A 13403-nucleotide genomic window follows, 5' to 3' on the forward strand; every position below is an offset into this window, starting at 1 on the left:
CGATGAGTTTCAAGCAACTTCTTGAAAATATGGAACATCACTTCGAGCCGGGTGGCAAGTACGCCAAGTACTATGCCCTGTTCGAAGCGGCGTACACCCTGTTTTATACCCCGGGTTCCGTGACCCGCAATGCCGCCCACGTCCGTGATGCGATCGATCTGAAGCGGATGATGATCATGGTGTGGCTGGCCGTGTTCCCGGCCATGTTCTGGGGCATGTACAACGTCGGCAACCAGTCCATCGCCGCCATCGCCCATCTGGGCACGGCCGCCGGTGCTGGCAGCTGGCAATATGCCCTGGCTACCCTGCTGGGTGCCTCCCTGGATCCGGCGGTGGCCGGCGTCGGCAGCAAGATGCTGATCGGTGCAGCCCACTTCTTCCCGATCTACATCACCGTCTTCATCGTCGGTGGTTTCTGGGAAGTGCTGTTCGCCATGGTGCGCAAGCACGAGATCAACGAAGGCTTCTTCGTGACCTCCATCCTGTTCGCGCTGATCGTGCCGCCCGAGCTGCCCCTGTGGCAAGCTGCCCTGGGTATAACCTTCGGCGTGGTGCTGGCCAAGGAAGTGTTCGGTGGTACCGGCAAGAACTTCCTGAACCCGGCGCTGGCGGGTCGTGCCTTCCTGTTCTTCGCCTACCCGGGTCAAATCTCCGGTGATGCGGTCTGGGTTGCCGTCGACGGCTACTCGGGCGCAACCGCGCTGAGCCAGTGGGCCCAGGGCGGCCAGATGGCGCTGATCAACGGTGCCACCGGCCAGAGCATCAGCTGGATGGACGCTTTCCTTGGCAACCTGCCCGGTTCCATCGGTGAAGTTTCCACCCTGATGATCCTGCTGGGTGCGGCCATGATCGTCTACATGCGCATCGCCTCCTGGCGCATCATCGCCGGCGTGATGATCGGCATGGTAGCTACCTCCCTGCTGTTCAACGTCATCGGTTCCGACACCAACCCCATGTTCAACATGCCGTGGCACTGGCACCTGGTGCTGGGTGGTTTCGCCTTCGGTATGGCCTTCATGGCGACCGACCCCGTCTCCGCTGCCTTCACCAACAAGGGCAAGTGGTGGTACGGCGCCCTGATCGGCGTGATGGTGGTGCTGATCCGGGTCGTGAACCCCGCCTTCCCGGAAGGCATGATGCTGGCCATTCTGTTTGCCAACCTGTTTGCCCCCTTGTTTGACCATTTCGTGGCACAGGCGAACATCAAGCGGAGGATCGCTCGTGGCGTTTAATAAAGACTCTACTACCGGCACTCTCGCCGTAGTGACCGGTCTGTGTCTGGTCTGCTCCATCGTGGTCTCCGTGGCCGCAGTTGGTCTGCGTCCGGCCCAGCTGGAAAACAAGGCGCTGGACAAGCAAAGCAACATCCTGTCCGTCGCCGGCGTCGACATCAGCGCCGTGGCCAAGCGTGACCTGGCCAAGCTGTATGGCGACAAGATTGAAGCGCGTCTGGTGGATCTGGCCACCGGTGAGTTCGTTGACGGCGATGCCGACAACTTCGACACCAAGGTCGCCGCCAAAGATCCTGCCCAGAACATTCGCCTGGCTCCGGCCGACGACAAGGCCGGTCTGCGTCAGATCTCCAAGCTGGTCCCGGTGTTCTTCGCCAAAGATGCTGAAGGCAAGGTCGACAACATCATCCTGCCGATCTACGGCCAGGGTCTGTGGTCTACCATGTATGCGTTCGTAGCGGTCGCGGCCGATGGCCAGACCATCAAGGGCATCACCTACTACGACCACGGTGAAACCCCGGGTCTGGGTGGCGAAGTCGAGAACCCGGCCTGGCGCGAGCTGTTCGTCGGCAAGAAGCTGTTCGACCAGAACGGTCAGCCTGCGCTGCGGGTGATCAAGGGTCATGCTCCGGCTGGTTCCGAGCATGAGATCGACGGCCTGTCCGGCGCGACCCTGACCGGTAACGGCGTACAGCATACCTTCGACTTCTGGATGGGTCCCAAGGGTTTCGGTCCTTTCCTGGCCAAGGTTCGTGCAGGAGAAATCAACAATGGCTGACAAGAGCGAAATGAAAAAGTTGCTGTTGACGCCTGTGCTCGGCAACAACCCCATCGCACTGCAGGTGCTGGGTGTCTGTTCCGCGCTGGCCGTTACCAGCCAGATGAAGACTGCGTTCGTGATGACGCTGGCCGTTACCGCGGTCACCGCCTTCTCCAACCTGTTCATCTCCCTGATCCGCAACCAGATCCCGAACAGCGTGCGGATCATCGCCCAGATGGCGGTGATTGCCTCGCTGGTTATCGTGGTTGACCAGGTGCTCAAAGCGTATGCCTACGACATCTCCAAGCAGCTGTCGGTGTTCGTCGGCCTCATCATCACTAACTGTATCGTGATGGGTCGTGCCGAAGCCTACGCCATGAAGAGTGCCCCGCTGCCCTCCTTCCTGGACGGTATCGGCAACGGTCTGGGTTATGGCGCCGTGCTGCTGACCGTGGCCACCGTGCGTGAAATCCTGGGCTCCGGCACCTGGTTCGGCATCGAACTGCTGCCGCTGGTGAACAATGGTGGCTGGTATGTGCCGAACGGCCTGCTGCTGCTGCCGCCGAGTGCGTTCTTCATCATTGGTCTGATCATCTGGGGCGTACGCACCAAGGATCCCAAGCAGGTGGAGGCGAAGGATTAAGGTATGGAACACTATATCAGTCTGTTGATTCGCTCGATCTTCATCGAGAACCTGGCGCTCTCCTTCTTCCTGGGGATGTGTACCTTCCTGGCGGTGTCCAAGAAGGTCAAGACCGCCATGGGCCTGGGTGTCGCCGTTATCGTGGTTCAGACCGTGGCCGTGCCGGCCAACAACCTGATCTACAACTACGTGCTCAAAGACGGTGCCCTGGTGTCCGGTCTGGATCTCAGCTTCCTGAGCTTCATCACCTTCATCGGGGTGATCGCGGCTCTGGTGCAGATCCTGGAGATGGCGCTGGACAAGTACTTCCCGGCCCTCTACAACGCGCTCGGTATCTTCCTGCCGCTCATCACAGTGAACTGCGCCATCTTCGGTGGCGTCTCCTTCATGGTGCAGCGTGACTACAACTTCGTTGAGTCCGTGGTGTATGGCGTGGGTTCTGGAGCCGGCTGGATGCTTGCCATCGTGGCGATGGCGGGGATCCGCGAGAAGATGAAGTACTCCGATGTTCCGGAAGGCCTGCGTGGTCTCGGCATCACCTTCATCACCGCGGGTCTGATGGCGCTGGGCTTCATGTCCTTCTCTGGTATTTCCCTGTAATCGGAAAGGAAATATAGATGGAAATTATTCTGGGTGTGGTCATGTTCACCGTGATCCTGCTGGCCTTGGTGGCAGTCATTCTGTTCGCCAAGTCCAAGCTGGTAACCGCCGGTGACGTGACAATCAGCATCAACGGCGACCCGGCCAAGGCTGTGACCAGCCCGGCGGGTGGCAAGCTGCTCGGCGTGCTGGCCGGCAGCGGTATCTTCGTCTCCTCCGCCTGCGGCGGCGGCGGCTCCTGTGGTCAGTGCAAGGTACGGGTGAAATCCGGCGGCGGCGACATCCTGCCGACCGAGCTGGATCACATCAGCAAGGGCGAAGCCCGTCACGGCGAGCGTCTGGCCTGTCAGGTCACCGTTCGTTCCGACATGGACATCGAGCTGCCGGAAGAGATCTTCGGCGTGAAGAAGTGGGAATGTACCGTCATCTCCAATGACAACAAGGCCACCTTCATCAAGGAGCTCAAGCTGCAGATCCCCGATGGCGAGAGCGTGCCGTTCCGCGCCGGTGGTTATATCCAGATCGAAGCGCCTGCCCACCACGTGCAGTACAAGAACTTCGATATTCCTACCGAATATCGCGGTGACTGGGATCGCTTCAAGATCTTCGAGCTGGAGTCCAAGGTCAACGAGCCGATCATCCGTGCCTACTCCATGGCCAACTATCCGGAAGAGTTCGGCATCATCATGCTGAACGTGCGGATCGCGACCCCGCCGCCCAGCAACTGGACTGCCCCTCCCGGCCAGATGTCCTCCTACATCTTCAGCCTGAAGGCGGGCGACAAGGTGACCATCTCCGGTCCGTTCGGCGAGTTCTTCGCCAAGGACACCGACGCGGAAATGGTGTTCATCGGTGGTGGTGCCGGTATGGCGCCGATGCGTTCCCACATCTTCGATCAGCTGCGCCGTCTGAAGACCAAGCGCAAGATGAGCTTCTGGTACGGTGCCCGTTCCAAGCGCGAGATGTTCTATGTCGAAGACTTCGACATGCTGCAGGCCGAGAACGACAACTTCCAGTGGCACGTGGCCCTGTCTGATCCGCAACCGGAAGACAACTGGGACGGCTACACCGGCTTCATCCACAACGTGCTGTTCGAGAACTATCTCAAGAACCACGAGGCGCCGGAAGATTGCGAGTTCTACATGTGCGGTCCTCCCGTGATGAACGCTGCCGTCATCAACATGCTGAAAAACCTCGGCGTTGAAGACGAGAACATCCTGCTGGATGACTTTGGTGGTTAATCAATGCACAGTGTTGTAAAGACCTGGCTAGCCTTCGGGCTAGCCTTTTTCTTGACTGGGTGCGGTCAGGAACAAACGGTCCAATCGAAGCCGGAAATTCACATCACCGGCAGCACCATGGGTACCTACTACTCCATCAAGGTGGCGGACAACGTCATCACAGATCCCGCCAAGTTCCAGGCCGAAGTCGATGTACTGCTGGAGCGGGTGAACGATCAGATGTCGACCTACCGGCCGGACTCCGAGCTGTCGCGCTTCAACCAGCACCGCAGCTCGACGCCCGTGGTGGTCTCCCGCGATACCGCGCGGGTGGTGACCGAGGCCATTCACATTGGCCGTGAGAGCCGCGGGGCGCTGGACGTCACCGTCGGCCCCTTGGTCAATCTGTGGGGCTTCGGACCCGACGCGCGCCCGACCAAGACGCCGTCTGACGAGCTGATCACCCAGACCCGCCAGAAGACCGGGCTCGGCAATCTGCACGTGATCACCTCCGTCGATGCCGATACCCTGCAAAAGGACATCCCTGATCTCTACGTGGATCTCTCCGCCATTGCCAAGGGCTTTGGCGTCGACAAGGTGGCCGAGTATCTGGAGTCCCTGGGTTCGCGCAACTATCTGGTTGAGATCGGCGGCGAATTGCGGATCAATGGCGTCAACGGCAAGGGTCACCCCTGGCGCGTCGCCATCGAGAAACCGACTGCCAACGCCGGCTCGGTGCAGGAGGTGATAGTGGCGGGCGACAACGGGGTGGCGACCTCGGGCGAGTACCGCAACTATTACGAGCTGGACGGCAAGCGCTTCTCCCATACCATTGATCCCATGACCGGCAAGCCTATCCAGCACCGGATGGTGTCGGTGACCGTGATCCACCCCTCCTGCATGACTGCAGACGGGCTGGCGACCGTGTTCATGGTGCTCGGACCCGAGAAGAGCCTGGCTTACGCCAAGGAGCGGGGACTGGCCATTTTCGTGATCACCAAGACGGATGAGGGTTTCGAGGAGTCTTACTCCGATGCCTTCAAACAGTATCTGGTTAGAAAATAAGGGGCGGTAACATGCAGATTTTTTTGATCACCTTCGGGGTGTTTCTGGTGGTGGTGGTGGCCATGGCAATCGGCTACATCTTCCAGAAGAAGACCATCTCCGGCTCCTGTGGCGGGCTCGGCAGCATAGGTATCGAAAAAGAGTGTGATTGCCCGGAACCCTGCGACAACCGCAAGAAGAAGATGGCCAAGGAAGAGGCCCGTCGCAAGATGCTGGCCGAGAACCGGATCATCTGAGCGGGCAGGGGCACTCGCACCCATGTCGAAAGCAAAACGGGCTGACCCTTGGGTCAGCCCGTTTTTTATGGCGAGCACTCAGTAGTCGTAGCGCTGGCACTCCTTCTTGTTGAATTCGACCCGCCAGCGTGCCAGCTCCTCCCGCGTACCCAGCTCGTCCCCCTGTTTGATGGCCTTCTCCAGCGCCTCGATGCGCTCGTGCAACCAGCTGCACTCGGCGGTCGGATTGTCCTTGCCAGTGCTCTGCAGCGGCAGCAGCAGGCAGAGGCCCAGAGCCAACCCCGGCCAGACTCCCTTCATCTCATTCTCCTTGTGCGATGGATTATAAATGGTGCCTTAAGAGTCTATGTCGGCCCGTCATTTCATGCCGATGGCAGAAATGGCAGGGCTGGGTTAGCATAGGCAGGTTACCTGTTTATTCGTACAGTAGTATGCGCAAGATCATTCACATCGACATGGACTGCTTCTATGCCGCGGTAGAGATGCGGGACAACCCGGCCCTGCGCGAGGTACCGCTGGCCATCGGCGGCTCGGCGGACAGGCGCGGTGTCATCTCGACCTGCAACTATGTGGCGCGCCGCTTCGGGGTGCGCTCCGCCATGCCGAGCGCCCTGGCACGCAAGCTCTGCCCGCCGCTGGTGCTCATTCCCGGCCGGATGGCGGTCTACAAGGAGGTCTCCCGCCAGCTGCGGGCCATTTTTCTGCGCTACACCGAGCAGGTGGAGCCGCTCTCCCTCGACGAGGCCTATCTCGACGTGACGATGAGCCCCTGCTGTGGCGGCAGTGCCACCCTGATGGCCAGCGAGATCCGCGCTGCGATCAATGCCGAACTGGGGCTGACCGCTTCGGCCGGGGTGGCGCCGAACAAGTTTCTGGCCAAGCTCGCTTCCGAGCAGCGCAAGCCGGACGGCCTGTTCGTGATCCGCCCGCAGGAGGTGGATGAGTTCGTGCGCCAGCTGCCCCTCGGCAAGCTGCCCGGCATCGGTCGCAAGACCGCGGATCGGCTGGAGTCGCTCGGCCTTTACTCCTGCGAAGATGCCCGCCAGCTCGGCAACGAGGAGCTGATCGCCCGGTTCGGCAAGCTCGGGGAGATGCTGGCCGGGCGGATCTGGGGCCACGACGAGCAGCCGGTGCAGGCCCAGCGGGTGCGCAAGACCATAGGGGTGGAGACCACGCTGGCCAGTGACGTGCTGGATGAGGCCGCCTGTTGGCAGGTGCTGAGCCGGCTCATTCCCGAGCTGGAGCAGCGATTCTCGGCCAGCCACGGCAAGGAGCAGTTGATGGGGCAGGGGATCAAGCTCAAGTTTGCCGATTTTCAGCAGACCACCGTCTATCGGCGCGGGGGTTACCAACCGGAACGGTTTCACGATCTGTTGCACGAAGGTTTGCTGCGGGCACAGGGCAAACCCATTCGGCTACTGGGATTGGTAGTCGGCCTGCCGGCGGCCGGCGAAGTGAACCAACTTGCCCTGGATTTAGCGTGATAAGGTTAAGTTTTTGTTTCTAAAACCGATACACTGATCACATCAGTATGAAGCTAGGAAATGGTGGCATGAGTTCTCTTTCTGTTCAGGGGCGGATCACCCTGATCGCCGGTTGTTGTTTGTTGGCCAGTGCCGGTGCCCTGGTGGCCTCTTCTCTCTTCAGTGCTGCCAACATGCAGGATCAGGTGCTGACCTCTACCACGGCGGAAGCCCAGAGTGCGGCCGAAAACTGGATGAAGGCGATGGGCTCGGAGCAGGCGGCCAAGGTGACCAGTTATCTGGACGAGGCCTACTTCCGGGCGACCCTGCTGGGCCAGGGGATCCTGTTCCAGCGCAAGAATGCGGCCGACAATTTCGGCTCCTCCGAATCACTGCGTACCGCCGTCAACCAGCAACTGCATGACGCGGCAGCCTCCTCCGATCACCTGCTCGGCGTCTATGCGGTGTTCGAGCCGGACCAGCTCGACGGCGAAGACAGCAACTACCACGGCTCCAGCGCGCTGGGCTCCAACGATCAGGGGCGTTTCTCCACCTACTGGGCGCGGGTCGACGGCAAGATTGAACCCGAGGTGCAGGACGAATCCGTGCTGGCGGACGAGAGCCCGACCGCGGCCGGCGGGGTGGAGAACGAGTGGTATCGCTGCAGCATTCGCAGCAAGGCCCTCTGTCTGCTGGAGCCTTATCTGGACGATGTGGGGTCGCAAAAGGTATTGATGACCTCGGTGACCGTGCCTCTGCTGGAGCAAGACAAGCTGCTCGGCATGGTCGGGGTCGATATCTCGCTGACCGCGCTGCAGAGTCTGGTCAAGGAGATGGATCAGGAGCTCTATGAGGGGCAGGGCAAGGTGCTGCTGGTGAGCAGCCAGGGCCGTGTTGCCGGGGTGGATGGCTTCGACGTCACCCTGGGCAGTCCGCTCGGTCAGCAGTATCAGACCCTGACGGCCGCCTTGCAGGGCTGGCTGGGCCAGGGGCAGGTGGCCAGTCGCTGGAGTCCGGACGGCAACCTGCTGCAGACCTTCGTACCGGTCAAGATGCGCGGTACGGAACAGAAATGGGGCATCTACATCGAGCTGCCGCGCAGCGTGGTGCTCGCCTCAGCCCTTCAACTGCAGGAGGATCTCTCCGGCCAGGCCAGCCGCAGCGTGATGACCCAGCTGCTCATCGGTGGCCTCATCTCGGCGGTGGCGCTGATCTGCATCTGGCTGATGGCCCATCAGATAGTGGCCCCCATCCGCGCCGTGGTGGCCCGTCTCAAGGACATTGCCAGCGGCGAGGGGGATCTCACCCAGCGCATCGAGCTGCGCCGTGACGACGAGATTGGCGAGCTGGCCAAGTGGTTCAACAGCTTCTTGAACAAGCTGCAGAGTACCATCAGCCAGGTCATAGATACCGTTGCCGGCACCCGGGCCAGCGCGGAGCAGGCGGCCAGCGTCGCCGAGCGCACTAGTGCCGGCATGCAGGCTCAGTATCAGGAGGTGGACCTGGTGGCGACCGCGTTCGAGGAGTTGAGCGCTACCGCCCTGCAGGTGGCCAGCAACGCCAACTCGGCGGTGGCCGCTGCCAACGAGGCCGACACGGCGGCGCAGGAGGGCAAGTACGTGGTGGCCGACACCCAGGAGGCGATGCGCAAGCTGATGGCGGTGATCAGCGATGCCAAGCCGGTGGTGGAGCACCTGTCAGCCAACAGCGAGAACATCAACGACATCCTGGTGGTGATCCAGGGGATCGCCGAGCAGACCAACCTGCTGGCGCTCAACGCCGCCATCGAGGCGGCGCGGGCCGGCGAGCAGGGCCGTGGTTTTGCGGTGGTGGCGGACGAGGTGCGCAATCTGGCGGGCCGCACCCAGAACGCCATCGTCGAGATCCAGACCCTCATCGGCCAGCTGCAATCCGGCACCGAGGCGGTGGTGAAGGCGATCATGACCGGCCACGGTCAAGCGGATCTGACGTTGACCAAGGTGGACCTGTCGGTCAGCGTGCTGGAGCAGATCATCCACGCGGTCGGCACCATTCATCAGATGAACGAGCAGATCGCCAGGGCGGCGCAGGAGCAGAGCGGGGTGGCGGACGAGATCAATCGCAACGTCAGCAACATTCGCGATGTGAGCCACACCATCCGGGCCGAGGCGGCCAGCTCCGCCGAAAATGGTCGCGAGCTGTCGGCGCTGGCCGACAAGCAGCAGCAACTGGTGGGGCAGTTCAAGGTATAGGGATAAGAAAAAAGGCGCCTTCCAACCGGAGGCGCCAAACACATTCAGATGACAGACTGGGTTAAATCGGTCCGATTTAAGCCCCTCTTCCCGCAGAGGAAGAAACACAACACCACAATCGCACTCCAGAGACTCACAAAAATCACATGTAAACCAACATGGAAGAGAAAAAGTGAGCCATATGGCAACGGATTGCGAAGCGAATTATGTTTATTCACTGGTCGACCCGCAACCGACAAATTATAATGCGGCCCATTAGAAAAACTCATCGTCGGCTGGTCTCATGTCTCGTCGTTTACCCCCGCTCAACGCACTGAAAGCGTTTGAAGCCGCGGCTCGTCATTTAAGCTTCACCCGCGCTGCGGAGGAGCTGTTCGTGACCCAGGCCGCCATCAGTCACCAGATCAAGGCGCTGGAAGAGTACCTCGGTATCAAGCTGTTTCGCCGCAAGAACCGTTCTCTGTTGCTGACCGAGGAGGGGCAGGGCTACTTCCTCGATATCAAGGACATCTTCACCTCCATCTCGGAGGCGACCGACAAGTTGCTGGCCCGCAGCGCCAAGGGCGCGCTCACCGTTTCTCTGCAGCCGAGCTTCGCCATCCAGTGGCTGGTGCCGCGGCTGGTCAAGTTCAGCGAACGTCATCCCGACATCGACGTGCGGATCAAGGCGGTGGACATGGACGAGGGCTCGCTCACCGACGACGTGGACGTGGCCATCTACTACGGACGCGGCAACTGGCCCGGCCTGCGGGCCGACAAGCTGCACACCGAGTATCTGATCCCGGTCTGTTCACCGCTGCTGCTGACCGGCCCCAAGCCGCTGCGCACCCCGGACGATCTGACCCGCCACACCCTGCTGCACGACACCTCGCGTCGCGACTGGAAGGCCTGGTTTCGCCAGCTCGACATCGATGCCCCCAACGTCAACCAGGGGCCCATCTTCAGCCACTCCACCATGGTGATCCAGGCCGCCATTCACGGCCAGGGGGTGGCCCTTGGTCACAGCGTGCTGGCCCAGCCAGAGATAGAGGCCGGTCGCCTCATCTGTCCGTTCGAGCAGGTGCTGGTGAGCAAGAACGCCTTCTATCTGGTGTGCCAGGAGCAGCAGTCCGATCAGGGTAAGATAGTCGCCTTTCGCGACTGGATGCTGGAACTGGTGGAGCAGGAGGAGGCCCGTCGTCGGGCCCGACTGGCCGATGCATGAGGTGATCCGGGAGGGGGCTGTTGATGCCCCCGTTCGCATTCTGTTGGCCCACGGCGCCGGGGCGGGCATGGAGCACGCCTTTCTGGCCGAGCTGTCACGGCTGTTGGCCGGGCCCGACATCGAGGTGGTGCGTTTCAACTTTCCCTACATGAGCAAGCGCGCCCTGGATGGCAAGCGTCGTCCGCCGGACCGGCAGCCTGTCCTGCTCGACCACTGGCGCCAGATGATCGAGGAGTTTGCCCATCCCAGACTGTTTCTGGCGGGCAAATCCATGGGTGGGCGGATGGCGGCCGAACTCTATCAGGAGAGTGAGGACGAGATGAATGCTGCAGGATTGCTCATTCTCGGGTATCCTTTCCACCCCCCGGCCAACCCCGACCGCTGGCGGGGCGAGGTGCTCAAGCAGATCAAGACGCCAACCCTGCTGTTGCAAGGGGAGCGCGATACCTTCGGCACCCGTGCCGAACTGGCTGATTTCCCCTTCTCATCCGCCGTATCGGTCCATTGGCTGACCGATGGTGATCATGGCTTCAAACCGCGCAAGAGCAGCGGTGCGAGCGAGCAGGGCAACCTGCGCCAGGCGGCCGAACGGATCAAGGATTTCATTGCGACCATCCCGGCGCGGGGTTGAGGCTGGCGCGGGACAACAAGGAGGCAAGGGATGCAATTTCATCGACATTGGCTGGTGCTGGCGGGCTTTTTCGGCCTGACGGCGACCATGCTGGGCGCCTATGGTGCCCACGGTCTGGCGGCCACCGGCATCGACCCTTCGCGTCTGGCGGCGTTCAATACCGCCGTGCAGTATCAGTTTTTTCACGCCCTGGCCCTGCTGGTGCTGGGGTGGTGCGGTGTGCGCAGTAAGGTGATCAACCTGGCTGGCTCCGCCTTTGTGCTGGGGATCCTGGGATTCTCCGGCAGTATTTACGCCATGGTGCTGCTTGGCAGCAAGGGCTTGGGGCTCATCACCCCGGCCGGTGGCCTCTGTTTTATGTTGGGATGGGCGGCCCTGATGTGGGCCGGCTGTCGTCTTGGAGGAAAGAATGAATAATCTGCTGCTTTATTGCCGCCCCGGTTTTGAGAAAGAGGCGGCGGCAGAGATCACCGAACGAGCCACTAACATGCAGTGTTATGGCTTTGCCCGGGTCAAGGACGACAGCGGCTACATCATCTTCGAATGCTACGGTGAGGAAGAGGCCGACCTGCTGGCGCGCAAGCTGCCCTTCAAGGAGCTCATCTTCATCCGCCAGATGCTGGTGGTGACCTGCGAGCTCAAGGAGCTGGATCTGGCGGATCGGATCACCCCGATCATCGAGGCGACCCGCGACTACGCCATCTGCGGCGATCTGCGGGTGGAGACGGCCGACACCAACGAGGCGAAGGAGCTCTCCGCCTTCTGCCGCAAATTCACCGTGCCGCTGCGCCAGGCGCTGCGCAGCAATGAGATCCTGACCAAGAAGGAGACCCCGAACCGTCCGGTGTTCCACGCCTTCTTCCTGGCCAACGACCACGTGTTGCTGGGTTACTCCTACTCCTTCAACAACTCCGCCTTCCACATGGGGATCCCGCGCCTGCGCTTCCCGGCCGATGCGCCAAGCCGCTCCAGCCTCAAGCTGGAAGAGGCCTTTTACGTGTTCGTACCGCGGGAAGAGTGGGACGTGCGGCTGCGCTCCGGCATGAAGGCGGTGGATCTCGGTGCTTGCCCGGGCGGCTGGACCTATCAGCTGGTGCGTCGCGACATGATGGTGACCGCGGTGGACAACGGCATGATGGCGCAATCCCTGATGGATACCGGCCAGGTCAAGCACATCCGCGATGACGGCTTTGTCTGGCGTCCCAGCAAGAAGAATATCTACTGGCTGGTGTGTGACATGGTCGACAAGCCGGCACGGGTGACCCACATGATCGCCGACTGGTTTCGCGAGGGTGATTGCCAGGAAGCCATGTTCAACCTCAAGCTGCCGATGAAGAAGCGCTACGCCGAGGCGGTGCACAACATCCAGGTGTTGCGTGAACTGCTGGCGGAGATCGACGGCGGCTTCATCATTCAGGCCAAGCAGCTCTACCACGATCGCGAAGAGATCACTGTGCACGTCTTCAACAAGTACTGGGTCTCCAAGCTCTCCCCCCAGGAGTGAAGGCTGGCTGACATGGGCTGACAAAAAGGCCGACAACCCCAAGGTTGTCGGCCTTTTTATTCGGCTTGCGTTCAGAAGCGATAGTCAAAACGCAGCGAGGATTCGCCATCGGTAAGCTTGAGCTCGATGTCGAGCGGTATGGTGCGATCGGTCGGGCTGAACTCCAGCTTGACGCCGTTGCTGCGCAGCTTGAGAGAGGTGTTCATGCCGGCGGTCTTGAACTTGATCCTGGGCTTGTGCTGCTCAAAGGAGAGGCTGACGCTCTTCTCGGCGGTCAGGTTGAGCTTCTGATAGGGAGTGACCTGACTGTTGCCATTGCTGTCGGTGACGACATCCATCCCGAAGGAGAGGGGTTTGGGGGCCTTGAGCAGGTCATTGGTATCCAGGGTGGATTGCCAGACCTGGCTGGCCGGCTGGCTGGATGGCGGCAGCTGGGGCCAGGCATTCTCGACCGGTCTGTCTATTGCCATGACATTGCTGCTGATGAGCAACAGGGTAACGATAGCGCGCATAATGGATCTCCTTATCCCTTATCTATTGAACATAGTAGCCAATCGACAAAGGGGGGAACGCGCCGTGAGATAAAACAAAGGGAGCCGAAGCTCCCTTTTTAA

15 protein-coding genes are annotated in these 13403 nt (G+C 60.9%); 13 read left to right on the forward strand and 2 right to left on the reverse strand.

Translation table 11 applies throughout. The features are described 5' to 3' along the window. Positions 1 to 2: 2 nt before the first annotated feature. Genes AB5Y94_RS12925 through nqrM form a run of 7 tightly spaced genes read left to right on the forward strand, consistent with a single transcriptional unit; the run spans position 3 to position 5756 of the window. Positions 3 to 1232, forward strand: coding sequence for an NADH:ubiquinone reductase (Na(+)-transporting) subunit B (locus tag AB5Y94_RS12925; protein WP_005303550.1), 1230 nt, complete (start codon positions 3 to 5; stop codon positions 1230 to 1232). Continuing rightward, positions 1222 to 2010, forward strand: coding sequence for a Na(+)-translocating NADH-quinone reductase subunit C (locus tag AB5Y94_RS12930; protein WP_005303548.1), 789 nt, complete (start codon positions 1222 to 1224; stop codon positions 2008 to 2010). Before AB5Y94_RS12925 ends, AB5Y94_RS12930 begins: the two co-directional genes overlap by 11 nt. Further along, positions 2003 to 2635 carry an NADH:ubiquinone reductase (Na(+)-transporting) subunit D gene (locus AB5Y94_RS12935; protein ID WP_005303545.1) on the forward strand — a complete coding sequence of 211 codons (633 nt, stop codon included), beginning with the start codon at positions 2003 to 2005 and terminating at the stop codon, positions 2633 to 2635. The genes AB5Y94_RS12930 and AB5Y94_RS12935 overlap by 8 nt, the downstream gene beginning before the upstream one ends. 3 nt (positions 2636 to 2638) lie before the next feature. Next, complete coding sequence (gene nqrE, locus AB5Y94_RS12940; protein WP_017764094.1) at positions 2639 to 3235, forward strand: NADH:ubiquinone reductase (Na(+)-transporting) subunit E; 597 nt, start codon at positions 2639 to 2641, stop codon at positions 3233 to 3235. A 17-nt stretch (positions 3236 to 3252) separates the two neighbouring features. Further along, positions 3253 to 4476, forward strand: a complete 1224-nt coding sequence (gene nqrF, locus AB5Y94_RS12945; protein ID WP_005303535.1) for an NADH:ubiquinone reductase (Na(+)-transporting) subunit F — start codon at positions 3253 to 3255, stop codon at positions 4474 to 4476. A gap of 3 nt (positions 4477 to 4479) precedes the next feature. Next, the gene (locus AB5Y94_RS12950; protein ID WP_005303533.1) at positions 4480 to 5520 is read left to right on the forward strand and encodes an FAD:protein FMN transferase ApbE; all 1041 of its coding nucleotides are present in this window, start codon (positions 4480 to 4482) and stop codon (positions 5518 to 5520) included. A gap of 11 nt (positions 5521 to 5531) precedes the next feature. Next, positions 5532 to 5756: a (Na+)-NQR maturation NqrM gene (gene nqrM, locus AB5Y94_RS12955; protein ID WP_005303529.1), complete on the forward strand. Its 225-nt coding sequence runs from the start codon at positions 5532 to 5534 to the stop codon at positions 5754 to 5756. 78 nt (positions 5757 to 5834) lie between these two features. On the opposite strand, the gene AB5Y94_RS12960 is transcribed toward nqrM, so the two are convergent. After that, the gene (locus tag AB5Y94_RS12960) at positions 5835 to 6056 is read right to left on the reverse strand and encodes a hypothetical protein (RefSeq protein ID WP_336289295.1); all 222 of its coding nucleotides are present in this window, start codon (positions 6054 to 6056) and stop codon (positions 5835 to 5837) included. Between the two features lie 131 nt (positions 6057 to 6187). Here AB5Y94_RS12960 and dinB point away from each other — a divergent pair, with 131 nt between their 5' ends. From dinB to rlmM, 6 genes are all read left to right on the forward strand, one after another. After that, positions 6188 to 7240, forward strand: coding sequence for a DNA polymerase IV (gene dinB, locus AB5Y94_RS12965; protein ID WP_368205716.1), 1053 nt, complete (start codon positions 6188 to 6190; stop codon positions 7238 to 7240). Positions 7241 to 7308: 68 nt separating this feature from the next. Further along, the gene (locus tag AB5Y94_RS12970; RefSeq protein ID WP_126882376.1) at positions 7309 to 9450 is read left to right on the forward strand and encodes a methyl-accepting chemotaxis protein; all 2142 of its coding nucleotides are present in this window, start codon (positions 7309 to 7311) and stop codon (positions 9448 to 9450) included. 283 nt (positions 9451 to 9733) lie between these two features. After that, positions 9734 to 10654: a transcriptional regulator GcvA gene (locus AB5Y94_RS12975; protein ID WP_005303519.1), complete on the forward strand. Its 921-nt coding sequence runs from the start codon at positions 9734 to 9736 to the stop codon at positions 10652 to 10654. After that, entirely contained in the window at positions 10647 to 11285 is a 639-nt protein-coding gene (locus AB5Y94_RS12980) for an alpha/beta fold hydrolase (protein ID WP_201889584.1), read from the forward strand. The genes AB5Y94_RS12975 and AB5Y94_RS12980 overlap by 8 nt, the downstream gene beginning before the upstream one ends. A 30-nt stretch (positions 11286 to 11315) precedes the next feature. Continuing rightward, positions 11316 to 11702, forward strand: coding sequence for a DUF423 domain-containing protein (locus AB5Y94_RS12985; RefSeq protein WP_043171107.1), 387 nt, complete (start codon positions 11316 to 11318; stop codon positions 11700 to 11702). Continuing rightward, entirely contained in the window at positions 11695 to 12789 is a 1095-nt protein-coding gene (gene rlmM / locus AB5Y94_RS12990) for a 23S rRNA (cytidine(2498)-2'-O)-methyltransferase RlmM (protein ID WP_005303513.1), read from the forward strand. The genes AB5Y94_RS12985 and rlmM overlap by 8 nt, the downstream gene beginning before the upstream one ends. A 71-nt stretch (positions 12790 to 12860) precedes the next feature. Here the strand turns inward: rlmM and AB5Y94_RS12995 are convergent, their stop codons facing one another. Next, positions 12861 to 13301, reverse strand: coding sequence for a hypothetical protein (locus AB5Y94_RS12995; protein WP_017784031.1), 441 nt, complete (start codon positions 13299 to 13301; stop codon positions 12861 to 12863). Between the last annotated feature and the right edge of the window lie 102 nt (positions 13302 to 13403).

The sequence above is a fragment of the Aeromonas sp. s5 genome, from assembly GCF_040907865.1.
Classification (GTDB): domain Bacteria; phylum Pseudomonadota; class Gammaproteobacteria; order Enterobacterales; family Aeromonadaceae; genus Aeromonas; species Aeromonas dhakensis.